Origin of the sequence: Massilia agrisoli (assembly GCF_020831365.1) — a bacterium.
GTDB classification, from domain to species: domain Bacteria; phylum Pseudomonadota; class Gammaproteobacteria; order Burkholderiales; family Burkholderiaceae_D; genus Telluria_A; species Telluria_A agrisoli.
This window is the reverse complement of sequence record NZ_JAJHPV010000004.1, coordinates 205,720-226,972: the sequence shown is the minus strand read 5'-3', so window position 1 is coordinate 226,972 and position 21,253 is coordinate 205,720. Positions and strand designations below refer to the sequence as shown.

At 64.1% G+C, this 21,253-nt stretch carries 23 protein-coding genes; 13 read left to right on the top strand and 10 right to left on the bottom strand.

Features of this window, described 5'->3' with window-relative positions; translation table 11 throughout:
* Nucleotides 1-2 precede the first annotated feature (2 nt).
* Nucleotides 3-1,319, bottom strand: coding sequence for an omega-aminotransferase AptA (gene aptA / locus LMJ30_RS02445; protein WP_229430749.1), 1,317 nt, complete (start codon nucleotides 1,317-1,319; stop codon nucleotides 3-5).
* 169 nt (nucleotides 1,320-1,488) lie between these two features.
* On the opposite strand from aptA, the gene LMJ30_RS02440 reads away from it, so the two are divergent.
* From LMJ30_RS02440 to LMJ30_RS02405, 8 genes are all read left to right on the top strand, one after another.
* The gene (locus LMJ30_RS02440; RefSeq protein ID WP_229430748.1) at nucleotides 1,489-2,964 is read left to right on the top strand and encodes an aminotransferase-like domain-containing protein; all 1,476 of its coding nucleotides are present in this window, start codon (nucleotides 1,489-1,491) and stop codon (nucleotides 2,962-2,964) included.
* Nucleotides 2,961-3,611 (top strand): TetR/AcrR family transcriptional regulator, encoded by a 651-nt coding sequence (locus LMJ30_RS02435; RefSeq protein WP_229430747.1) that lies wholly within the window; start codon nucleotides 2,961-2,963, stop codon nucleotides 3,609-3,611. Before LMJ30_RS02440 ends, LMJ30_RS02435 begins: the two co-directional genes overlap by 4 nt.
* A 114-nt stretch (nucleotides 3,612-3,725) precedes the next feature.
* Nucleotides 3,726-4,007 (top strand): hypothetical protein, encoded by a 282-nt coding sequence (locus LMJ30_RS02430; protein WP_229430746.1) that lies wholly within the window; start codon nucleotides 3,726-3,728, stop codon nucleotides 4,005-4,007.
* A 1-nt stretch (nucleotide 4,008) separates the two neighbouring features.
* Nucleotides 4,009-4,902, top strand: a complete 894-nt coding sequence (locus LMJ30_RS02425) for a sensor histidine kinase (protein WP_229430745.1) — start codon at nucleotides 4,009-4,011, stop codon at nucleotides 4,900-4,902.
* Nucleotides 4,899-5,663 (top strand): LytR/AlgR family response regulator transcription factor, encoded by a 765-nt coding sequence (locus tag LMJ30_RS02420; RefSeq protein WP_229430744.1) that lies wholly within the window; start codon nucleotides 4,899-4,901, stop codon nucleotides 5,661-5,663. Before LMJ30_RS02425 ends, LMJ30_RS02420 begins: the two co-directional genes overlap by 4 nt.
* Nucleotides 5,664-5,678: 15 nt before the next feature.
* On the top strand, nucleotides 5,679-5,906 hold the full coding sequence (locus tag LMJ30_RS02415; RefSeq protein WP_229430743.1) for a DUF1272 domain-containing protein: 228 nt from the start codon (nucleotides 5,679-5,681) through the stop codon (nucleotides 5,904-5,906).
* Nucleotides 5,907-5,971: 65 nt separating this feature from the next.
* On the top strand, nucleotides 5,972-6,364 hold the full coding sequence (locus LMJ30_RS02410) for a VOC family protein (protein WP_229430742.1): 393 nt from the start codon (nucleotides 5,972-5,974) through the stop codon (nucleotides 6,362-6,364).
* Complete coding sequence (locus LMJ30_RS02405; protein WP_229430741.1) at nucleotides 6,361-6,753, top strand: YybH family protein; 393 nt, start codon at nucleotides 6,361-6,363, stop codon at nucleotides 6,751-6,753. The genes LMJ30_RS02410 and LMJ30_RS02405 overlap by 4 nt, the downstream gene beginning before the upstream one ends.
* 56 nt (nucleotides 6,754-6,809) lie before the next feature.
* Here the strand turns inward: LMJ30_RS02405 and LMJ30_RS02400 are convergent, their stop codons facing one another.
* The 8 genes from LMJ30_RS02400 to LMJ30_RS02365 form a co-directional block, all read right to left on the bottom strand.
* The gene (locus LMJ30_RS02400) at nucleotides 6,810-8,081 is read right to left on the bottom strand and encodes a cytidine/deoxycytidylate deaminase family protein (protein ID WP_229430740.1); all 1,272 of its coding nucleotides are present in this window, start codon (nucleotides 8,079-8,081) and stop codon (nucleotides 6,810-6,812) included.
* 3 nt (nucleotides 8,082-8,084) lie between these two features.
* The gene (locus tag LMJ30_RS02395) at nucleotides 8,085-8,489 is read right to left on the bottom strand and encodes a cytidine deaminase (RefSeq protein ID WP_229430739.1); all 405 of its coding nucleotides are present in this window, start codon (nucleotides 8,487-8,489) and stop codon (nucleotides 8,085-8,087) included.
* 10 nt (nucleotides 8,490-8,499) lie between these two features.
* Nucleotides 8,500-9,822 (bottom strand): thymidine phosphorylase, encoded by a 1,323-nt coding sequence (gene deoA, locus LMJ30_RS02390; RefSeq protein WP_229430738.1) that lies wholly within the window; start codon nucleotides 9,820-9,822, stop codon nucleotides 8,500-8,502.
* Nucleotides 9,823-9,936: 114 nt separating this feature from the next.
* Nucleotides 9,937-12,318 (bottom strand): aldehyde dehydrogenase family protein, encoded by a 2,382-nt coding sequence (locus LMJ30_RS02385; protein ID WP_371872961.1) that lies wholly within the window; start codon nucleotides 12,316-12,318, stop codon nucleotides 9,937-9,939.
* Nucleotides 12,319-12,331: 13 nt separating this feature from the next.
* Nucleotides 12,332-13,288 carry a deoxyribose-phosphate aldolase gene (deoC, locus tag LMJ30_RS02380; protein ID WP_229430737.1) on the bottom strand — a complete coding sequence of 319 codons (957 nt, stop codon included), beginning with the start codon at nucleotides 13,286-13,288 and terminating at the stop codon, nucleotides 12,332-12,334.
* The gene (locus LMJ30_RS02375) at nucleotides 13,285-14,478 is read right to left on the bottom strand and encodes a phosphopentomutase (protein WP_229430736.1); all 1,194 of its coding nucleotides are present in this window, start codon (nucleotides 14,476-14,478) and stop codon (nucleotides 13,285-13,287) included. Before LMJ30_RS02375 ends, deoC begins: the two co-directional genes overlap by 4 nt.
* Before the next feature lie 24 nt (nucleotides 14,479-14,502).
* Nucleotides 14,503-15,345, bottom strand: a complete 843-nt coding sequence (gene xapA / locus LMJ30_RS02370; protein WP_229430735.1) for a xanthosine phosphorylase — start codon at nucleotides 15,343-15,345, stop codon at nucleotides 14,503-14,505.
* 281 nt (nucleotides 15,346-15,626) lie between these two features.
* On the bottom strand, nucleotides 15,627-15,800 hold the full coding sequence (locus LMJ30_RS02365; protein ID WP_229430734.1) for a hypothetical protein: 174 nt from the start codon (nucleotides 15,798-15,800) through the stop codon (nucleotides 15,627-15,629).
* A 152-nt stretch (nucleotides 15,801-15,952) separates the two neighbouring features.
* Between LMJ30_RS02365 and LMJ30_RS02360 the strand changes: the two genes are divergently transcribed.
* Genes LMJ30_RS02360 through LMJ30_RS02345 form a run of 4 tightly spaced genes read left to right on the top strand, consistent with a single transcriptional unit; the run spans nucleotide 15,953 to nucleotide 19,514 of the window.
* Entirely contained in the window at nucleotides 15,953-17,092 is a 1,140-nt protein-coding gene (locus LMJ30_RS02360) for a carbohydrate kinase (RefSeq protein ID WP_229430733.1), read from the top strand.
* 2 nt (nucleotides 17,093-17,094) lie between these two features.
* Complete coding sequence (locus LMJ30_RS02355) at nucleotides 17,095-18,024, top strand: pseudouridine-5'-phosphate glycosidase (protein ID WP_229430732.1); 930 nt, start codon at nucleotides 17,095-17,097, stop codon at nucleotides 18,022-18,024.
* A 15-nt stretch (nucleotides 18,025-18,039) separates the two neighbouring features.
* Nucleotides 18,040-18,942, top strand: coding sequence for a LysR family transcriptional regulator (locus tag LMJ30_RS02350; protein ID WP_229430731.1), 903 nt, complete (start codon nucleotides 18,040-18,042; stop codon nucleotides 18,940-18,942).
* Between the two features lie 17 nt (nucleotides 18,943-18,959).
* Complete coding sequence (locus tag LMJ30_RS02345; RefSeq protein ID WP_229430730.1) at nucleotides 18,960-19,514, top strand: GNAT family N-acetyltransferase; 555 nt, start codon at nucleotides 18,960-18,962, stop codon at nucleotides 19,512-19,514.
* A gap of 17 nt (nucleotides 19,515-19,531) precedes the next feature.
* Here the strand turns inward: LMJ30_RS02345 and LMJ30_RS02340 are convergent, their stop codons facing one another.
* Nucleotides 19,532-19,702: a hypothetical protein gene (locus tag LMJ30_RS02340; protein ID WP_229430729.1), complete on the bottom strand. Its 171-nt coding sequence runs from the start codon at nucleotides 19,700-19,702 to the stop codon at nucleotides 19,532-19,534.
* Nucleotides 19,703-19,958: 256 nt separating this feature from the next.
* On the opposite strand from LMJ30_RS02340, the gene LMJ30_RS02335 reads away from it, so the two are divergent.
* Complete coding sequence (locus LMJ30_RS02335) at nucleotides 19,959-21,239, top strand: alpha/beta fold hydrolase (protein WP_229430728.1); 1,281 nt, start codon at nucleotides 19,959-19,961, stop codon at nucleotides 21,237-21,239.
* Nucleotides 21,240-21,253: the final 14 nt, after the last annotated feature.

The following is a 21,253-nucleotide window of genomic DNA, read 5'->3' as shown; positions in this document are numbered from 1 at the left end:
GATTAATCCAGGTTCTTGAGTACAGCGGCAAGCTTGCCGAACAATTCGTCGATATGCTTCTTTTCGATCACGAGCGGTGGCGACAGCGCGATGATGTCGCCGGTGGTGCGGATCAGGATCCCTTCGGCGAAGGCCTTCTTGAATGCCGCGAAGGCGCGCGCACCCGGCTTGCCCGCGATCGGTTCGAGTTCGATACCGGCCACCAGGCCGATGGTGCGGATGTCGATCACGTGCGGCAGGCCCTTGAGCGAATGCACCGCGTCGGTCCAGTAGTCCAGCACGCCCTTGGCGTTATCGAGGATCTTCTGTTCTTCGAATACTTCCAGCGTCGCCAGCGAAGCGGCGCAGGCCAGCGGGTGGCCCGAGTAGGTGTAGCCGTGGAACAGCTCGATGCCGGCCGGGCAATCCATGAACGCGTCGTGGATATGCTTTTTGCTGAACACCGCGCCCATCGGCACAACGCCGTTGGTCAGGCCCTTGGCGCAGGTGACGAGGTCCGGCTCGACGTCAAAGTAATCGAACGCGAATGGCGTGGTCAGGCGGCCGAAGCCGGTGATCACTTCGTCGAAGATCAGCAGGATGCCGTGCTTGGTGCACAGCTCGCGCAGGCGCTTCAGGTAGCCCTTCGGCGGAATCAGCACGCCGGTGGAACCGGCAACCGGTTCGACGATGACGGCGGCGATGGTCGACGCATCGTGCAGCGCGACGATGCGCTCCAGTTCATCAGCCAGGTTGGCGCCGTGTTCCGGCTCGCAGCGGCTGTAGGCGTTCTTCTCCAGGTTGTGGGTGTGCGGCAGGTGGTCGACGCCGGGCAGCAGCGGGCCGAAGGTTCGACGGTTGCCGCCGATGCCGCCGACCGAGATGCCGCCGAAACCGACGCCGTGGTAGCCGCGCTCTCGGCCGATCAGGCGGGTGCGGGCGCCCTCGCCGCGTGCGCGGTGGTAGGCCAGCGCGATCTTCAGCGCGGTATCGACCGCTTCGGAACCCGAGTTCGTGTAGAACACGTGGCCGAAGCGGCGCCCGGTGTAGTCCATCAGCTTTTCGGCGAGGTCGAACGCGGCCGGGTGGCCCATCTGGAAGGTCGGCGCGAAGTCGAGCTGGCCGACCATTTCGCGCACCGCGGCAACGATCTTCGGCTGGGCGTGGCCGCAAGGCACGCACCACAGGCCGGCAGTGCCATCCAGCACGGAGTTGCCGTCGACGTCCTTGTAATACATGCCTTCCGCGGACACGAGCAGCCGCGGATTGGCCTTGAAGTCGCGGTTATTAGTAAATGGCATCCAAAACGACGACATGGATTCTGGGCGGGTATCGTTCATACAGCTCTCCAGTTTTTACGAGCGAAAAATAATTTACCAGTTGGCAAAATCTTGATGCAATAATAGTAAGCAACACATCAACGGCACAGATACACAAACCGCAAAAACCGCCAACCGTATTGGTTGTCCAATCTGTACAGTTTGCGGGTGTCTGCAACAGGAGCTGTGAATGGAAGAATCGGCGGCATCGGATGAGGGATTTCCAACTGGCAACGGCAAATCGGCCTGGCCGGTGTTGGCGATCGAGCGCAACAAACGCGGCAGCCTGGTCGATCAGATTGTGGCAGCGATCACGCGGATGGTAAACGAGCGCGAATTGCGGATCGGCACAAAAATGCCGTCGGTTAGACAATTCGCAAAGTGTAATGGCGTTTCCACTTTCACGGTCGTCGAATCCTACGACCGGCTGCTGAACCTGGGACTGCTTTCCTCGCGCCGGGGTTCCGGTTTCTTTGTCGCCCGCAATGAAGTCGCCGCCGCGCAGCCGCATATCGTTCCGCCCAGCCCCTCCGCCATCGACGCCCTCACGCCCGACCTGTATTCTGGCGTCTCCGATGCGCTGCCGGTCGGCGCCGGCTGGCTGCCGCCCGAATGGTACGGCGAGACCACGATCCTCGACTGCGTGCGCCACGCGATGAAAATCCCGGCCAACCGCCTGCGCGGCTACGGCCACCCGCTCGGCTTTCCTACGCTGCGACAGCACATGGCCAGCACCATGGCCGAGGACCTGTTCCCGGTCGAACCCGACCAGATCCTGCTGACCCACGGCGCCACCCACGCCTTCGACCTGATCCTGCGCACCCTGACCAAGCCAGGCGACACCGTGCTGGTCGAGGATCCCGGCTACAGCAACCTGCTGTCGCTGATCCGCCATCACGGCTGCATCCCGGTCGGCATCCCGCGCGGCGATGCAGGCCTCGACTTCGACGTGCTTGAAGCGCAGGCGAAGGCCACGCAGCCGAAGCTCATGTTCGTCAACACCGTGCTGCAAAACCCGCTCGGCACCTCGCTCAGCCAGGCCCAGGCCCACCGCCTGCTGGGCGTGGCCGAGCAGTTCGACTTCTGGCTGGTGGAAGACGACATCTACCGCGAACTGGCGGCGCGCGGCGAAGCGTCGCTGGCAGCAATGGATGGCCTGCGCCGGGTGATCCGGGTCGGCAGTTTTTCCAAGACCCTGTCGCCGGTGCTGCGGGTCGGCTCGATCTGCGCATCGCGCTCGCTGGTGCCTGAACTGCTGCGCATCAAAATGCTGACCGGGCTGACCACGTCGGAGATCAATGAGCGCGCGGTGTACCACGCGGTTTCGGCGCGTCCTTACAAGCGCATGGTCGAGAAGCTGGTGGACCAGCTGCGCGCGGGCCGCGAACAAACCATCGAACGCCTGCGCGAGGTCGGCATGACGCCGGTGGCGCGCCCGCGCGGCGGCATGTTTGTCAGCGCCGGCTGGCCGGAAGCGCCGAGCGCGCAGTGGAACGGCAAGGCGGTGGCCGACCGCGCCGTCAAGCAAGGCATCCTGCTGTCGCCCAACGAGTTCTTCATGCTGCGCCAGCCCGAATCGATCTGGTTCCGGTTTAATGTCGCCTACGCGGCCGATGCGCCGCTGCTGACCGCGTTCCTGAAATCGGTGCGCGAGGAGATGCAATGACCGTCACAGTCAAACGCCGCGTCATCAACCGCGACAAGCTCGAAGCCGACATCCTGGCCGAAGCGGTGCGCGTGTTCGCCGAATGCGGCTACGAAGGCGCCTCGGTCGCCACCATCGCCGAAAACGCCGGGCTGTCGAAGCAGAACCTGATGTACTACTTCCCGACCAAGCAGGCGCTGTACGAACGGGTTCTCGACAGCGTGCTCGATGACTGGCTCGAACGGATGGACAAGCTGGCCGAGCGCGAATCCGACCCGCGCGACGTGCTGCGCTCGTACATCGAGGCCAAGATGCGCTTCTCGCGCGAGCAGCCGCTCGCGTCAAGGGTGTACGCGCTCGAAGTGATCGGCGGCGCCCAGCTGTATGGACAGCAGATCCGCGAGCGCGTGGTGCCGCTGCTGCGCAAGGATATCGACGTGTTCGAAGGCTGGATTCGCGAGGGCCGCATCGCCCCCGTCAACGCGACCCACCTGCTGTTTGCGATCTGGCACATGACCCAGGCATACGCGGACTTTGCTGAACAGATGAACCTCGTGTTAAACCATAAGCAACTCACCGCCAGCGACTTCGACGATGGCGAAACGTTAATCGTCAACATGGTGCTGGCGGCAGTCGCCATCGCTCCGGCCAGAAGCGCGCCCGATTAATCCAGCCCAGCAACCGGTCAACCCTCCTAATATGCATTTCGTCGGACTCGTATGGATGCCGGCGCAGCCCGGCGTTACAGTGGCTCCATTGATCCACTCCACTGGGAGACCGTAATGAAAAACGCAAGTTTCGACGCCTTTGCCGCACTGCTCGCCGACATCGGCAACGCCTTCATCCGCGCCGGCCGCTACGTGGCGCGCGCGATGGCGACGATGTCCTGGCCGGCGCTGCTGGTCAGCTGCGTCGCGCTGGCCCTGGCCATCACCATCATTCCGCTGGCGCTGTTCCTGTTCATCATCTTCATGACGGCGCGGATGGTCGTCATCGCCTGCGCCAGCCGCAAGCGCCGCGGCCCGGCCACGCCTTACCGCACGGTCGGCGACGCAGGAGAGTAAAGTGCGCGCCAGTGACCTGAACCGGTTTGTCGACCTGCTGCGCGAGATCGTGGCGGAAGCCGCGGTGCTGTGGTGGCGCTTCTTCGACTGGCTGGCGATGGTCGAATGGCGCCAGCTGGGGATCATCGCCTTCCTCGTGTTCGCGTTCGGGGTCATGCTCGGTTATCCCGAGCCTGCGATCTGGTTCGTGTTCGTGTCGTTCGGCGTCAAGGTGCTGGCCGGCGGCAAGCGCAGGGCGGAACTGCAAGCCAAGGAGGCCACCAGGCAGGCCGATGTCGCGGAGCTGGAACGCCGCCTGATGGAAGCGCAGATGGCGGCGCTGCAGGCGCAGGTCGAGCCGCATTTTTTGTTCAACACACTGGCGCTGATCGGCCAGCTGATCGAAACCGACCCGCCGCAGGCGGCGCGCATCCACGCCAACCTGATCGAATACCTGCGCTCGACCCTGCCGCAAATGCGCGCGCCGAACGGCGGCACCCTGAAGCACCAGGTAGAGCTGGCGCGCGCCTACCTGGCCATCATGCAGGCGCGGATGAAAGAACGCCTCCAGTTCAGCTTCGACGTGCCGGACTATCTTGAAAACGCCGTGTTCCCGCCGACGATGCTGCAGATCCTGATCGAGAACTCGATCAAGCATGGCCTGGAGCCGAAGATCGAAGGCGGCCGCATCGACGTGCGGGCCTGCCTGATCGACGGCACCATGCACGTCGACGTGCAGGACAACGGCATCGGATTTAACATGCATGCGGGCGAAGGCGTAGGCCTGGCCAACATCCGCGAGCGCCTGCGGCTGCTGTACGGCAGCCGCGCCGAGCTGGTCATCGAGATGCCGCTTGAAGGCGGCGCGCTCGCCTCGATCCGCGTGCCCTACATCGTTACGGAGAAAGCGGCATGACTGTCACCGCACTGATCGTCGACGACGAATCGCCCATGCGCGACCAGCTGCGCGCGCGCCTGGCCGAGGTGTGGCCGGAGCTCGGCGTCGCCGGCGAAGCGGCCAACGGCATCGAAGCGCTGGAGATGACCGCGCGCCTCAAGCCCGACATCGTTTTCCTCGACATCCGCATGCCTGGCCCCAGCGGCATCGAAACCGCGCGCCAGCTGTACAGCCAGAGCCACGTGGTGTTCGTCACCGCCTACGACCAGTACGCGGTCGAGGCCTTCGAACATGGCGCGATGGACTACCTGCTCAAGCCAGTGGCGGCGGATCGCCTGCGCCTCACCTGCGAGCGCCTGCGCGAGCGCATCGGCAAGCCGCCCGCCGACATCGACCAGAAGCTGTCGGCGCTGGCCCGGATCCTGGAGCGCGGACAAGGCGCCGCGCCGAAGCAGTACCTGCGCTGGATCCAGGCGCAGGTCGGCGCCAGCCTGCGCATGATCAGCACGAAGGAGATATTGTTCTTCCAGTCGGATGACAAATACACCCTGGTGCAGACCGCATCGGCCGAACTCCTGATCCGCAAGACGCTCAAGGAGCTTGCCGACGAACTCGATCCCGATGAATTCTGGCGCATCCACCGCTCGACGCTGGTGCGCGTGGACGCCATCGTGGAGGTCTACCGCGACGAACGTGGCCGCCAGATGGTCAGGCTGCGCAACCATGCGCGCGAACTTGAAGTCAGCCGCAACCACTCCGGCCTGTTCCAACAAATGTAAGCTCGAAAGGAAACAATGCTAGCCCTGCGCCCCAACTGCGAATGCTGCGACGCCGATATCGCCCCGGACTCGCGTGACGCCTTTATCTGCACCTTCGAATGCACCTGGTGCCGCGACTGCGCCGAAGGCAGGCTGGCGATGACTTGCCCGAACTGCGGCGGCGAGCTGGTTCGGCGGCCGGTCCGGCCGGCCGACAAGCTGCTCAAGTTCCCTGCCCGGACGGAGCGCACGCCAATCAAATAATGAACTAATATAGTCCCTGGTTGACCTTTGGCACTCAGTCGCATTTGTATAAGAAGGAGAACGGCATGTCACGCGCAGTCCACTTCGAAATCCAGGCGTCGAACCCCCAGGCGCTGATCGACTACTACACAGGCCTGTTCGGCTGGTCGTTCAACAAATGGGAAGGCGGCGAATACTGGCTGATCCACACCGGGCCGGAAGAAAAGCCCGGCATCAACGGCGGCCTGCTGCCACGGCGCGGGCCGGTGCCGGAGCCGATGGCGGCGGTGAATGCGTTTGTCATCACGGTCGATGTGGACGACATCGACAGCGCGCTCACCAAAGCCGCCGCCAACGGATCAGGCGGCGCAATCGTTGTTCCCAAGATGCCGGTGCCTGGCATAGGCTGGCTAGGTTACGCCAGGGACCCGGACGGTAACATTTTCGGCATGATGCAAGAAGACCCGGAGGCAGCATGAGCCAAGACGAACAAGAGATCCGCCAGCTGGTTGAAACGTGGCTGATGGCCACGCAAGCGGGCGACGTGGAAGCGGTGCTGGCGCTGATGTCGGACGACGTCATGTTCATGTCGGCTGGCCAGCCGCCGATGACCGGGCGCGAGGCATTTGCGCGTGGACTGAACAAGGTACTGGCGGAGAATGTGATCGAATCGACCAGCGAGATTGCGGAGATCGTGGTGTCGGGGGATCTCGCCTACTGCCGCACCAAGCTGACGGTGACGATTACCTCGAAGCACGGACAGCTGCCGATACTGCGCAACGGCGATACGCTGTCGATACTGCGCAAGCAGGCCGATGGAAAATGGCGCTTGACGCGGGACGCGAACATGCTTGCCGCCGCGGCTTGATCCGTCGTTCCGGCGAACGCGGGAACCTATACTTCGCCCGTCTACATGCGCACGTGTTATGGATTCCCGCCTTCGCGGGAATGACGAGGCTCGCCTTCGCGGGAATGACGAGGCTCGCCAAGCGCTTCGATTAACGCCCCGCTTTCCACCTGGACCGGCCTGATGCTGACCACATCGCGGTAAAACGGCGGCATCGCCGCGCACACGGCGTCGAGCTCCTCCTGCGGCAGGCCGGCCTGCACATACTGGAACTGCCGCGGATTGTGCACCGGCAGCGGCCCCTCCATGGTCGACCCATACGCGCCCAGGTCCATGAACCCCTGCGCATCCTTGCCCGGCCCGCGTGCGAACACAAACGTGCCGTCCCTCGGATGCGCCAGGTACTGCCCGATCTCCAGCTGTTCCGGCGGCGACGCGTCGCGCATCAACATGTAGCGCAGCTGCGCGTACTGCCGCGTGCACTCCATGAACGCAGTGCAGATGACGGACTGCGCGCGCCGGCCCGGCACGCACAGCAGCAGGTTGCCAAACGCATCGAGCAACGCGACCGCATTCCCCTCGCCGCCCTGCTCGCGGTCCTTCTCCATAGCCGCCCGGATGAAAGGCGCGAGTCCGGCGTCAGGTAATTGCGGCGCGCAGCGATACGTCAACGCCTCCGGATACAAGCTGCGCAGCTTGCGCACCAGCGGATGCGCCGGCGGCAGGGTCGCAGGGTCGCGCAACTGGTCCTGCGCCACATCGCTGCTGCACAGCGCCTGCACCTTTTCCTCGGTCGCCTCAAAGGCCAGCGAACAAAGTGCCTGCGTGCCTTCGGCGATGGTCTTGCCGATAAAGAGCCCACGTGGCGGCGAGCCCCAGCCCTCGCGTGCATAGGCCGACGACCCCAATACCGGTGGATAGTAGAACGACTGCGCCGCCCGCGAACGCAACGGCTCGGGCAAGGCGGCAAAGCTCCCGCTTGCGTCAAAGTTGATACCCGCATTGCGGTCGGTCGCCGCCACGACGACGTTGAACCCTGCCGCAAGAAGCGCGCCAGTGCACATCGCACACGGATCGAGCGAGGTGACGACGGTGATTTCATCCGGCGGCGGCAAGGCAGCGCCCTTCGCCCGCTCGGCAAAGTACCAGTCGATCAGCTGGCGTTCGCCATGCGCGGTCGGGTCGAACACCAGCCCTTCGCGCACGACGTTATTTTGCAGGGACTTGAGCACGTTGCCCTGCCCATCGAGCAGCAGGCCGCCGACGCCGAAGGTTCCTTGGGTCTTGGCGGCTACCGCTTCATTGGCCGCGATCGCAACCGCAGCCTGTACATCAATGGTTTTCCTCAAAGCTTACTTCTTCAGGTCCCGGCCGCCGAACGCGTTCGGCAGTTGTGCCGCAGCCGTGGTTTCGAAGATGTCGCCCTCCAGGTTGGCCAGCACGACCGGCAGGCCGTTGCCACCCAGCTCAAGGATCACCTGGCGGCAGGCGCCGCACGGTGCGATCGGGCCTTCGGTGTCGCCGATGACTGCCAGCGCGGCAAAGTCGCCCGGCTTGTAGCCGTGCGCGATTGCGCTGAACAGCGCAGTGCGCTCGGCGCAGTTGCACAGCCCGTAGGAGGCGTTTTCCACATTACAGCCACGGAAGATGCGGCCGTCCTCGCACTCGAGCGCCGCGCCAACCTTGAAGTTGGAGTAAGGCGTGTATGCCAGCTCGCGCGCGGCGCGTGCTTCGTCGATCAGTTTTTGGTATTTCATGCTGCCCCTCTTAAGGACGGATGGTGCGGTAGATGATCGGGTTCGGCGCCGGTTTTTGCGCCCCGATCTTGTACGCTGCCTGCACCTCGCGCACCGCCTGCTCGGCTGCCGCTTGCGTGCGCGCGTGGACCATCGCCAGCGGCTGGCCGACGGAAATCGTGTCGCCCAGCTCCGCAAGGCCGGTCAGGCCGACTGCGAAGTCGATCGCATCTTCCGGACGGCGGCGGCCGCCGCCAAGGCTGACCACTGCCAGGCCAAGGCCGCGCGTGTCGGTCTGGGTTACAAAACCGGCTTGCAGTGCCGGCACCGGCACCACAACCGGCGCCTGCTCGAGGTAGGCGTCCGGACGCTCGACCAGGTCGGCCGGGCCGCCCAGCGCCGCGACCATGCGCGAGAAGCGTTCGGCCGCTTCGCCCGAATCCAGCCCGGCCTGCAGCTTGGCGCGCGCTTCGGTTTCGTTGGCGGCCAGCTTACCCAAAATGAGCATCTCTGCACACAGCGCCATCGTCACTTCGTGCAGGCGCGCCGGGCGCGAACGGCCGGTCAGGTAGTCCATCGCCAGGCGCACTTCCAGCGCGTTGCCGGCGACCGGCCCCAGCGACTCGTTCATTTCGGTCAGCAGCGCCGACGTGCGGGTGCCTGCGCCATTGCCGACGGCGACAATGCTCTCTGCCAGTTCGACCGATTTCTCGTAGGTTGGCATGAAGGCGCCGGAGCCGACCTTCACGTCCATCACCAGCGCATCGAGGCCGGCAGCCAGCTTCTTCGACAGGATCGAGCCGGTGATCATCGCCACCGATTCCACCGTCGCGGTGGTGTCGCGAATGCTGTAGAAGCGCTTGTCCGACGGCGCCAGCTGCGCGGTCTGGCCGATGATGGCCACGCCGATGTCCTTGACCACTTTGCGGAACAGTTCAGGGTCGGGCACGGTGCAGTAGCCGGGAATCGAGTCGAACTTGTCGAGCGTGCCGCCGGTGTGGCCGAGGCCACGGCCGGAGATCATCGGCACGAAACCGCCGCAGGCAGCGATCATTGGGCCGAGCATCAGCGAGACCACGTCGCCGACGCCGCCGGTGGAGTGCTTGTCGACGACCGGGCCTGGCAGGTTCAGCGAACGCCATTCCATCACCTGGCCGGAATCGCGCATCGCCAGGGTGAAGGCGACGCGCTCGTCCATGTTCATGTCGTTGAAATAGACGGCCATCGCGAATGCCGCGATCTGGCCTTCGGTCACGCTGCCGTTCGGGATGCCGCTGACGAAGAACTGGATTTCTTCAGCGCTCAGGGCGCCGCCATCACGCTTTTTGCGGATGATTTCTTGGGTTAAAAACATGTGACCTCTTCTAAAAAATGTAGGGCGGATAAGCGTAAGCGCATCCGCCTGCGTCGCGTTGACGCATGCACGCGGATGCGCTCCGCTTATCCGCCCTACGGTTTCCTTACAGCGTTATACGCCGTACGGAATCCAGATGTTCTTGACCTGGCTTGCGTGCGCCAGCACTGCGCGTCCACCGGCCTGCTTCGTGTCGAACCAGTCGCGGCCCTTTGCGCCGCCGACCCAGGTGCGCTTGAGCGATGCAGCCGACAGGCGTTCCACTTCCGCGCAGCCAGCAGCCGAACCGTCATGGCGCCACACCGCGTCCACGTCGGCGTGCGACGCCAGCGTCTTGGCCAGTTCATCCGCGCTGCCGGTCACGATGTTCAGCGCGCCGCCTGGCAGGTCGGACGTATCGAGCACCTGGTACAGGTCAGTCGCCGAGAGCGGGAAGGCTTCCGACGGCACCGCCACCACGCGGTTACCCAGCGCCAGCGCAGGAGCGACCAGCGAAATGAAGCCGAGCAGCGGGTTCTCGTTCGGGCAGATGATGCCGATGACGCCAACAGGCTCGTTCAGCGCCACGGTGATGCCGTGCATCGGCGGCTGGTGCGCCAGGCCGTCGTACTTGTCGGCCCACGCCGCGTAGTAGAACAGGCGCTCGATCGAGGCCTGCACTTCGCGTTGCGGGTCTTTGGAACCGGTCATCGCGGCCAGGCGGGCTGCGAATTCGTCAGCGCGGATCGCCAGGTTTTCAGCGATGTAGTACAGCACCTGCGCGCGGTTGTGCGAGGTGGCCTTGGCCCAGCCGGAGGCCTTGTGCGCAGCTTCCACCGCGTTACGGATGTCCTTGCGGTTGCCTTCGCCGACATCGGCGAGGAACTGGCCGTTGGCGCCGTTGATGGCGCGGCTGTACGCGCCGTCAGGGCGTGCCTGCTTGCCGCCGATGTACAGCTTGGCCGTGCGGTCGATCGCAAACGGCGAGTCGCCTTCAGCCATCTTGACACTGCCTTTGGCTTCAACGACAGGCGCGGATGGGCGCGCATCTTCCGACAGCGGTGTCATGTACTCGTACATGCCTTCGCGGCCGCCTTCACGGCCGAAGCCGGATTCCTTGTAGCCGCCGAAGCCGCAGGCTGCGTCGAACTGGTTGGCGGTGTTGATCCATACGACACCAGCCTTGATCTGCGGCGCCACGTCGAGCGCGAGGCTGATCGACTCGGACCAGATGCAGGCGGCCAGGCCGTACACGGTGTTGTTGGCCAGCTGGACTGCTTCGCCCGGGGTGCGGAAGCTCATCGCCACCAGCACTGGGCCGAAGATTTCGGTCTGCGCGATGCCTGCCGACGTCGATGCGCCGGTGATCAGGGTCGGCGGGAACCACGAACCGTCGGCCGGCATTTCGCATGCGGCCGGCTGGTAGATGGTGCAGCCCTCAAGACGGGCCGATTCGACCAGGCCGTGGATGCGCTGGCGCTGTACCGGGTCGACCAGTGCGCCGATGTCCATCGATTTGTCGAGCGGCGAGCCAAGGCGCAGGTTGTCCATGCGCGCGCGCAGCTTGGTGTAGAAGCGTTGTTCGATCGATTCCTGCACCAGCAGGCGCGAGCCGGCGCAGCATACCTGGCCCTGGTTGAACCAGATCGAATCGACCAGGCCTTCGACGGCTGCGTCGAGGTCCGCGTCTTCGAAGACGATGAATGGCGATTTGCCGCCCAGTTCCAGCGACAGCTTCTTGCCGCTGCCCGCGGTGGCCTGGCGGATGATGCGGCCAACTTCGGTGGAACCGGTGAAGGCCAGCTTGTCGATGCCTGGGTGGTTGACGATGGCTTCGCCCACGCGGCCGTCGCCGGTGACGATGTTGACGACGCCAGCCGGCACGCCCGCCTGCTTGCAGATCTCGGCGAACAGCAGCGCGGTCAGCGACGTGAATTCCGCCGGCTTGAACACGATGGTGTTACCGGCGGCCATGGCAGGCGCGATTTTCCATGCCAGCATCAGCAGCGGGAAGTTCCAGGGGACGATCTGGCCAACCACGCCAACGGCGCGGTAGTCGGCGAATTCTTCCGACTGCAGCTGCGCCCAGCCAGCGTGGTGGTAGAAGTGGCGCGCGGCCAGCGGCAGGTCGGCATCGCGCGTTTCGCGGATGGTCTTGCCGTTGTCGAGGGTTTCGAGCACTGCGAACAGGCGCGCGTGCTTTTGCAGCAGGCGTGCCAGCGCGTACATGACGCGCGCGCGGCCATGGCCGCCGAGGGCTACCCAGCCCGGTTGGGCGCGGCGCGCGGCTTCCACGGCGCGGTCGATGTCGCTGCTGGTGGCTTGCGTTACCTGCGCCAGCTCCTTGCCGTCGGCAGGGTTGGTCGAGGCGAAGGTGTCGGATGCCGGCGTCCATGCGTTGTCGATGAACAGGCCGAAGCGGCGCTCATGCTGGTCCAGCCACGCTTGCGCTTCTTTGGTGCTCTCGGGTGCAGGGCCGTAGTCCATAGTCTGAAGAATCTCGTTAATAGTTGGCATGACGAATCCGTGTTTAAGGTTGCGCGTGGCGGTAGCTCGCCGAGTAGTTACCGGTGACGTAGTGTTCGAGCTGTCGTTCGATGTCGGTCAACAGGCTCGATGCGCCGATACGGAACAGGTGCGGCTCCAGCCACTCATTGCCGAGTTCTTCTTTCATGACGGTCAGGTATTGCAGCGCGCTCTTGGCGGTGCTGACGCCGCCGGCCGGCTTGTAGCCGACTTGGAAGCCGGTCTGCTCGTAGTACTCGCGGATCGCGCGCACCATCACCAGCGATACCGGGATCGTGGCGTTGACGCCTTCCTTGCCGGTCGAGGTCTTGATGAAGTCGGAACCGGCCATCATGCACACCCACGACGCCTTGGCGACGTTTTCCAGCGTGACCAGGTCGCCGGTGGCGAGGATCGCCTTGACGTGCGCTTCGCCGCAAGCCTTGCGGTACGCGAGCATCTCGTCGTACAGCGCCTGCCAGTTACCGGTCAGGACGTGCTGGCGGGTGATGACGATGTCGATTTCGGTGGCGCCTGCGGCAACCGACAGCTCGATTTCGCGCAGCTTGGTCTCAAGGCTCGACAGGCCGGCCGGGAACGCGGTCGACACGGCGGCGATCGGCAAGCGGCCATTGAGCACCTTGACCGCTGGCGCGATCATTTCGTGGTACACGCAGACGGCGCCGGTGGTCAGGCCCTGCACGCCCAATGCTTCGACCAGGTCGGAGCGCAGCGGACGCATCGCCTTCATGCACAGGCGCTCGACGCGGCCTGGCGTGTCGTCGCCGCCGAGGGTGGTCAGGTCGATGCACTGGATCGCCTTGACCAGCCACGCGGCCTGGTATTCCTTCTTGACGGTGCGGCGATTGGCCAGGCTTGCGGCGCGGCGGTCGGCGGCGTTGCGGTTGACTTTGATCTGGTTGACCCAGCCGAGGTCGAGGCCGACGGCCTCATTGCGTTTGAATGCGGAGTTATGGGTCATAGCAGACTGGTTCCGTTGGAAAGTGGTGTTACGCCGAGGTGCTTGGCCAGGGTGGCGCCGATGTCGGAGAAGGTTTCGGAGATCGGCAGTTCCTGCGGCTTGACAGCCGGGCCGAAGAAAATCATCGGGATGTGTTCGCGGGTGTGGTCCGAACCGTGCCAGCTCGGGTCGCAGCCATGGTCGGCGGTGACGACAACCATATCGCCTTCCTTCAGTTTGGCCATGAATTCCGGCAGGCGCGCGTCGAGTTCGTGCAGCGCGTTCGAGTAGCCCTTGATGTCGCGGCGGTGGCCGAACAGCATGTCGAAGTCGACAAAGTTCACGAAGGTCAGCGACTTGTCGCCTGCTTCATCGGTTACCTTCAGCAGTGCGTCGAACAGGGCCATGTTGTCGGCGCCCTTGACGACGCGCGACACGCCCTGCGCCGCAAAGATGTCGCTGATCTTGCCCAGTGCGACAACCTCGCCGCCCTCTTCCTTGACGTGGTCGAGCAGGGTCTTGGCCGGTGGCGGCACCGCGTAGTCGTGGCGGTTGCTGGTGCGGCGGTAGTCGCCGTTGGCGCCGACGAATGGGCGCGCGATGACGCGGCCGATGTTGTATGGCTTGACCAGCTCATAGGCCGCTTCGCACATCGCATACAGCTTGTCGAGGCCGAAGTGTTCTTCATGCGCCGCGATCTGGAACACCGAGTCGGACGAGGTGTACAGAATCGGCTTGCCGGTGGCGACATGCTCGTCGCCGTGCTTGTTGATGATGTCGGTGCCCGATGCGTGGCAGTTGCCGAGGAAGCCGGGCACGCCGGTCAGTTCCTGCAGCTTGTCGGTCAGCTCCTTCGGGAACGACGGCACCGTGCGCGGGAAGTAGCCCCAGTCGAATTCAACCGGCACGCCGGCGATTTCCCAGTGGCCGCTTTGGGTGTCTTTGCCGGTCGAGCGCTCGCGCGCCGCGCTCCACGCGCCGGTAAAGCCGTCGCGCAGGTTGAAGCCGGCGGCCCACTCGCCGCTTGCCTTGTGGGCGGCAGCGGCCAGGCCGAGGCGTTCGAGGTTAGGCAGCGACATCGGCTTGCCTTCCTTCGCGGCCCATTCGGCGATATGGCCGAAAGTGTTGGCGCCGACATCGCCGTAGGTGGTGGCGTCGGGCGTGGCCCCGAGTCCGAATGAGTCAAGCAGGAGGATGAATGCGCGGGACATGGTATCGCTCGATATAAAAGGGTATCAGGCTGCGGCGCGCGGCTGTTCGGCCACGCGTGCCAGGAACGCCAGGATCAGCGCGACCAGGTCCTTGGCGCCGATGGCGGCGTATTTCAGGGTCTGCTCGTGCGACAGCTGGAACGGCGACAGGCCTTCCGCCAGGTTGGTGATGACCGATACGCCGGTCACTTTCAGGCCGCAGTGGCGCGCCGAAATCACTTCAGGCACCACCGACATGCCGACCGTGTCGGCGCCCAGGCGCGACATCATGCGGATTTCAGCGGCGGTTTCAAAGTTCGGGCCCGGGTAGGCGACGAACACGCCTTCGTGCAGCGTGATGCCGTTTGCGGCCGCGGTGTCCTTGACCAGGTTGCGGATGTCCGCGTCATAGGCATTGGACATGCTGAAGAAGCGCGGGCCGAAACGGTCGTCGTTCGCGCCGATCATCGGGGTACCCGGCAGCAGGTTGATATGGTCGGTGATCGCCACCAGGCTGCCCGCGTCGACTTCAGGACGCAGCGAACCTGCGGCGTTGGTCACGAACAGCATCTCGCAACCGAGCAGCTTCATGGTGCGCACGGCGCTGGTCATCACGCCCATGCCGTAGCCTTCGTAGAAGTGGCCGCGGCCTTTCATGCATGCCACGTCCACGCCTGCCAGCGTGCCGAGCACCAGTTCGCCCGCGTGGCCGTGCACGGTGCTGATCGGGAAGCCTGGCAGCTCGTCGAAGCCGATCGATACAGCGTCGGTCATCTGCTCGGCCAGCACGCCCAGCCCCGAACCGAGGATCATTGCCACACGCGGCGCGAAGCCGGGTTTGCGGGCTTTGATGATGTCGACGGCTTCAAAAGGGGTATTGTTGGACATGGTCTTCCTTGATGGTTTCGGCGTTGAGGTGGTAGCGGCCCGGTCGTGCCGGTCATGCGGATGGGAGTCGCCGGACGGGTAGGTCCGCGGCTGCCGTGGGAATGGGCTTGCTAGATATTATAACTATGCATTATTCTCGATATGTATGGCAAATACCATTTTTCTTGGCTATTTATATGGTGGCGATATAAATAGCTGGGTTCACCGCGCGCCTCGGGCGAGGCGGCGGAGCAAGATATCGAGAACATGCTGGCGCGGCGGGCGCCGCGCGGAGGATGGGGTCAGCGGTTGCGCGAGCGGTGCAGGTTGCCAGAGCTTTCGTTTTCGCGCGCATCTTTGATGCGGAAGTCGTCGCCCCGGCTCTCCCCGGTCTTTGCCTCGTCGTTGTGCAGGCGCTCATTGCGCTCGCGCTGGATCTCGGCCTCGATGCGGGAGTTCGGTGTATTCGGGTTCATCATTTTCCTGGAGATAGTTTCTGTGCTTGTTTTCCAGTATCTGGATTTAAACCGCGGCCAACTGTTCGTTCACCCACACAACACTGAAAACGTGTTTGACTTCATACAAACAAAAGTCTACCATTGCAAACAATTGTTTAACGATTGCTCATGTGACCGAACTTTCCAAGAAAGATCAGTTGTTCGAACTGATACGCGCCAATCCTTTCATCTCGCAGCAAGACCTGGGCTTGCAGCTTGGCCTGTCGCGCTCCGCCGTCGCAGGCCATATCGCCGGCCTGATCCGCGAACGCCGCCTGCTTGGCCGTGCCTACGTGCTGGCGGATCGGCGCGCCATCATGTGCATTGGCGCGGCCAACCTTGACCGCAAGCTGCGCTCGCTTGGCCCGGTCCAGATGGGCACCTCGAACCCGGCGCGCCAGCACGAATCGTTCGGCGGCGTGGCCCGCAATATCGCCGAGAACCTGGCGCGCCTCGGCACGCCGGTCGGCCTGATCACGGCGGTGGGCGATGACGCTTCCGGCGCGGCGCTCATGGCGCAGGCCGAGGCAGTCGGCATCGATACGCGCGGCAGCCTGCGGCTTGCAGGCACCGGCAGCGGCACCTACACCGCGGTACTCGACCAGCAAGGCGACATGCTGTTGGCCCTGGCCGACATGGCGCTGTACGACCAGCTCACGCCCGAGGCCCTCGCCCGCACGCAGCAGCAGCGCGCCGGCGCCGCGCTCACCGTCGCCGACCTGAACCTGCCCCTCGACACCTTGCAAGCCCTTCTCGACGATGCGGTTCGCTTCGAGGTGCCGCTGATCGTCGTCGCCGTCTCGCAGCCGAAGATGGACCGCCTGCCTGCGAACCTCGCCGGCGTGCGCCTGCTGATACTGAACGAAGGCGAGCTCGGAACGCGGGTCGGCTATCCAGTGGACACCGACTCGGCGCTGGCAAAAGCCTGCGCCGCAATCCAGGCGCAGGGCGCGAAAGACGTCATCATCACGCGCGGCGCGCGCGGCGTCAGCCACACCACAGCAGGCGGCATCGCCCACCTTGACGCGCTCGATGCCACGGTCGTCGATGTCACCGGCGCCGGCGACGCCTTCGCCGCGGCCGTCAGCTGGACCCTGTACCAGGGCAGCGATAACCTCGACCTCGCGTGCCGCCGCGGCCTGGCGCTGTCCGCCATGACGGTGGCCTGCGCACAGACTGTCTGCCCTTCCCTGGCTCCCGATACGTTTGCGGCCATCGAGGCGCCCCTTCCCACTGACGGCCAGCCGTTCAACGCCCTTTACCAGGAATGACCATGCACCAGTTTCTCTTGTTCTCCCCAGAAGTCGCCGCAGCGCGCGTCGCCGGCAAGCCAGTCGTCGCGCTTGAATCGACGATCATCTCGCACGGGATGCCGTATCCGCAAAACGTGACCACCGCGAAGGAAGTCGAGCAGATCATCCGCGACGCGGGCGCGGTGCCGGCCACGATCGCGATCATCGACGGCAAAATCTGCATCGGCCTGTCCGAGGACCAGCTTGAGCTGCTCGGTAATTCGCCCGACGCGATGAAAGTGAGCCGCCGCGACCTGCCCTACGTGCTGTCGACCCGCAAGCTGGGCGCCACGACAGTGGCGGCGACGATGATCTGCGCGGCGCTGGCAGGCATCCGCGTGTTCGTCACGGGCGGCATCGGCGGCGTCCACCGCGGCGCCGAAACCAGCTTCGACATTTCGGCCGATTTGCAGGAACTGGCGCAGACCGACGTGGCCGTTGTATGCGCCGGCGTCAAGTCGATCCTCGACATCGGCCTCACCCTCGAATACCTCGAAACGCACGGCGTACCGGTCATCAGCGTCGGGCAGCCGGGCTTCCCAGCATTCTTCACGCGCGAAAGCGGCTTCAAGGCCGACTTCCAGCTCGATAGCCCGCTGGAGCAGGCCGCCTTCATCAACACAAAATGGCAGCTTGGCCTGCGCGGCGGCGTCGTTGTCAGCAACCCGGTGCCGGAGATGTTTGCGATGCCGAAGGCGGAAATCGACAGCATTACCAGACAGGCGCTGGACGAGGCCGACCAGGGCGGCGTCAAAGGCAAGGCAGTGACGCCATTCCTGCTGAACCGCATCAAGCAGCTTACCGAAGGCCGCAGCCTGATGACAAACATAGCCCTTGTGAAGCACAATGCGCTGGTTGGCGCAAAACTGGCCGCCGCCATGCATGACCTGCCGGGCATGCAGCCAATCTGACCAGGACTTACCGCAATGTCGATCGACCTCAAGCAGCTGAAGTATTTCCTCGCCGTCGCTGAAGAAAAAAGCTTCAGCCGCGCGGCCGAACGCCTGCACATTTCACAGCCTCCGCTGTCGCAGCAGATCATGAAGCTGGAGAGCGAACTTGGCGTCAAGCTGTTTGCACGCACCACCCGCACCTTCGAACTGACGGTGGCGGGGAAGGCGCTGATGGGCGAAGCGTCCGACATGCTGGCCAAGATGCGGATGACGATCGACACGATCCGCCAGATCGACCGCGGCGAAGTGGGCCGCCTGCGGGTCGGCATCGTGGGTTCGGCCATGTGGGGGCCGATTCCCAGCCTGCTGGAAGAGTTCCAGACCAAGTACCCGCGCGTGACGTGGACGCTGCACGAGCTCGGGCCGACCGTGCAGTACGAGGCGCTGCGGGCAAAGCAGGTCGATGTCGGATTCTGGCGCGAGCCAAAGATGAACGACGACGAGCTGAAGAACGACAACCTGCGCCAGGAGCTATGCTTCCGCGAGAACGTGTGCGTGGCGGTGAACGAACACCACCCGCTTGCGGCCCGCCCGTACGTCGAACTGATGGACCTGGCCGACGAGCCGATGCTGACGCTGGCGCTCGACAAGTCGTCCTTCCCGCGCTACCTGATCCAGTGCTGCGTCAACGCAGGCTTCCAGCCAACCATCTTCCAGGAAGCGAATGAGCCCCAGACCCTGCTGGCCATGGTCGGCGTCGGCCTCGGCGTCGCGCTGATGCCCGAGACGACTGGCCGGATCGGCTGGCCGGGCGTGCGCTTCCTGCCGATTAAAACCAATCCGCCGTCAGCGAACCTGTACATCGCGTATACGACCCAGGACGATGCGCCGGTCATCCGCGCATTCCTTAATATCCTGAATCCGCCATCGGCGTAACCACCACCGGACAATGCATGGGCTCCCCCAAGACGCTTTCCACCGCACGCCTCACCCTGCGCGCACCGCGCCGTGGCGACGAGGACGCGCTGTTTGCCCTGCATTCCGACGCCGAGGTGATGCGCTACTTCAGCGAGCCGCCATGGACCGATCCTGACCGTGCGGCGCGCCAGATCGACGACGACGCCGCCGCTTTCGAACGAGGCGGCTTCTTTCGCTTCTCGATCGTACTGAAAGAGACGCAGCGCATGATCGGCAACTGCACCTTGTACGCGCTGCACCGGCAGAACCGACGCGCCGAGATCGGCTACGCGCTGCAGCGCCAGCACTGGGGCAAGGGCTACATGAACGAAGCGCTCGAAGCGCTGCTGGCCTACGCCTTCAATGACCTCGACCTGAACCGGCTCGAAGCCGATATCGACCCGCGCAACGAAGCGTCGAAGGTGTGCCTGGAGCGTTTAGGGTTTATCCGCGAAGGCTTCATGCGCGAACGCTGGATCGTCGGCGGCGAGGTATGCGACTCCGAGCTGTATGGCTTGCTGCGGCGCGAGTGGAAAGGCGCTCCCGCCTGACTGCGGGCTGCGGGCTGCTAGTCGGCGCGCTTTTCGCGCGATGCCCTGGCTACGTTAGCCCACGCCGCAATTTCGAAGCCCACGCCAAGGACCAGGAACCCGACCAGGTAGTCGTTCGACAAGCCGGCAAGATAGAAAAGACCGGCAATGGCGAAACATAGTGCGGCGATCAGGTGGGGACGCTTCATACAGCAGCCTTTTGACGATATTCTTGCGCAGAGTATGCCGCCAGCGGCATGTGCCGTCAACGCCAGCTCCGCGAAAGGCATTTTGACCAATGTTGGCATGACAGCTAAGCTGGTCATCACGCGCGGGTTGAAATGGGCGCTGCCATCGGCCAAGCGATAACGAACCATCCGGCGCTGTCATTTCTGACAGTAGCCGGAGGGTCAGGCGGCTCCTAGAATGCGCAATGATTACATCCCGCCTTCGAAGGAGCCGATATTGAACACCCCCCTCAAGCGCCTGTTCGGCGCCACTATCATTGCCGCGACCCTGTCCGCGGCCACTGCCGCATGGGCAGCCGAGCCGGCCGACATGATCAACGTCAGGGGCCAACAGGTCAACATGGTGCAGATGGGCGATGGCCCGTACACCGTCATTTTCGAGTCAGGCTTCGGCTCGGACCTGACCGTGTGGCGCAAGGTCGCTCCTGCGGTCGCCAGGTCGGCCAGGGTGGTCGCCTATTCGCGCGCCGGCCATGGAAAATCGCAGGCGAGGCCGGGCGAACGCACCTTGTCCGCCAATACCTCGGACCTCGAACACATGATCGCTGCGGCAAAGCTGCGCCCGCCTTTCATCCTGGTCGGGCATTCGTATGGCGGTTTCCTGATCCGCGACTTCGCAGCGCGCAATCCGGCCCAAGTGGCGGGCATGGTGTTCGTCGACGCGAGCGATGAGCGCATCGAGGCCGAGCTACGCAAGATCGATCCTGCAAAGACGGCGCACGACATCAAAATCAGCGAGAGCTACACACCGGCCAAGTTCAAGGCGGAGCTGAAGCACGTGCAGGCCATTTTCGATCGTGGCGCACTGCCGGCCGCCGGGCCCCTTCCGGATGTACCTGTCGCCGTTCTGACCTCGTCGAAAAAGCACGAGAACGCCGAATTCTTCCTGCACTCGCCCGAGGGGATGAAGACCTGGCGCAGCCTGCACGAAAGCTTCTTCCGCCAGTTCAGCACCGGCATCCACACCGTGACCGCGCACGCCGGCCACAATATCCATCTGGAGCAGCCCCAGCTCGTCATTTCCGCTATCGAGCAAGTGATGTCGCTAGCGACCGACCAGGAAACGCGCCGGCTCCATGCCCAGGCCCGGGCAGCGCTCTTCAGTCAACTCGACCGGGCGCCAGCGCTGATCCAATCCGGGCGCCACGCAGAAGCCGGATTATTGGTTGCTGGGGCTATCCGCGACAGCAAATTCGGCGAAGCTGACATCAACCGCATCGGCTATGAACTGTTGGGCAAGCGCGGCCAGCCGCAAGTGGCCGAACTGATCCTCAAAGCAAACGCCCAGGCGCATGCACAATCGGACAACGCGCAGGACAGCTATGGCGAAGTGCTGCTCGGCGCGAAGAAGCCAGCGGAAGCAAAGGCCCAGTTCCTCAACGCGATTTCGATAGCGGAAAAGCAGGGCAAAGGCGAGCGTGTACTCGCGGGCTACCGCGGTAACCTGGCCAGGGCGGAACAGGCGCTCGCGCAATCAGCGCGGCCGTCGGCCGAGTAACCCCGCCGGCGTTG

What these genes read in the sequence shown, in the direction of transcription:
- aptA (WP_229430749.1), bottom strand. Translation starts at nt 1,319, where the DNA reads ATGAACGATACCCGCCCAGAATCCATGTCGTCGTTTTGGATGCCATTT.
- LMJ30_RS02440 (WP_229430748.1), top strand. Translation starts at nt 1,489, where the DNA reads ATGGAAGAATCGGCGGCATCGGATGAGGGATTTCCAACTGGCAACGGC.
- LMJ30_RS02435 (WP_229430747.1), top strand. Translation starts at nt 2,961, where the DNA reads ATGACCGTCACAGTCAAACGCCGCGTCATCAACCGCGACAAGCTCGAA.
- LMJ30_RS02430 (WP_229430746.1), top strand. Translation starts at nt 3,726, where the DNA reads ATGAAAAACGCAAGTTTCGACGCCTTTGCCGCACTGCTCGCCGACATC.
- LMJ30_RS02420 (WP_229430744.1), top strand. Translation starts at nt 4,899, where the DNA reads ATGACTGTCACCGCACTGATCGTCGACGACGAATCGCCCATGCGCGAC.
- LMJ30_RS02415 (WP_229430743.1), top strand. Translation starts at nt 5,679, where the DNA reads ATGCTAGCCCTGCGCCCCAACTGCGAATGCTGCGACGCCGATATCGCC.
- LMJ30_RS02410 (WP_229430742.1), top strand. Translation starts at nt 5,972, where the DNA reads ATGTCACGCGCAGTCCACTTCGAAATCCAGGCGTCGAACCCCCAGGCG.
- LMJ30_RS02405 (WP_229430741.1), top strand. Translation starts at nt 6,361, where the DNA reads ATGAGCCAAGACGAACAAGAGATCCGCCAGCTGGTTGAAACGTGGCTG.
- LMJ30_RS02395 (WP_229430739.1), bottom strand. Translation starts at nt 8,489, where the DNA reads ATGAAATACCAAAAACTGATCGACGAAGCACGCGCCGCGCGCGAGCTG.
- deoA (WP_229430738.1), bottom strand. Translation starts at nt 9,822, where the DNA reads ATGTTTTTAACCCAAGAAATCATCCGCAAAAAGCGTGATGGCGGCGCC.
- LMJ30_RS02385 (WP_371872961.1), bottom strand. Translation starts at nt 12,318, where the DNA reads ATGCCAACTATTAACGAGATTCTTCAGACTATGGACTACGGCCCTGCA.
- deoC (WP_229430737.1), bottom strand. Translation starts at nt 13,288, where the DNA reads ATGACCCATAACTCCGCATTCAAACGCAATGAGGCCGTCGGCCTCGAC.
- LMJ30_RS02375 (WP_229430736.1), bottom strand. Translation starts at nt 14,478, where the DNA reads ATGTCCCGCGCATTCATCCTCCTGCTTGACTCATTCGGACTCGGGGCC.
- xapA (WP_229430735.1), bottom strand. Translation starts at nt 15,345, where the DNA reads ATGTCCAACAATACCCCTTTTGAAGCCGTCGACATCATCAAAGCCCGC.
- LMJ30_RS02365 (WP_229430734.1), bottom strand. Translation starts at nt 15,800, where the DNA reads ATGAACCCGAATACACCGAACTCCCGCATCGAGGCCGAGATCCAGCGC.
- LMJ30_RS02355 (WP_229430732.1), top strand. Translation starts at nt 17,095, where the DNA reads ATGCACCAGTTTCTCTTGTTCTCCCCAGAAGTCGCCGCAGCGCGCGTC.
- LMJ30_RS02350 (WP_229430731.1), top strand. Translation starts at nt 18,040, where the DNA reads ATGTCGATCGACCTCAAGCAGCTGAAGTATTTCCTCGCCGTCGCTGAA.
- LMJ30_RS02345 (WP_229430730.1), top strand. Translation starts at nt 18,960, where the DNA reads ATGGGCTCCCCCAAGACGCTTTCCACCGCACGCCTCACCCTGCGCGCA.
- LMJ30_RS02340 (WP_229430729.1), bottom strand. Translation starts at nt 19,702, where the DNA reads ATGAAGCGTCCCCACCTGATCGCCGCACTATGTTTCGCCATTGCCGGT.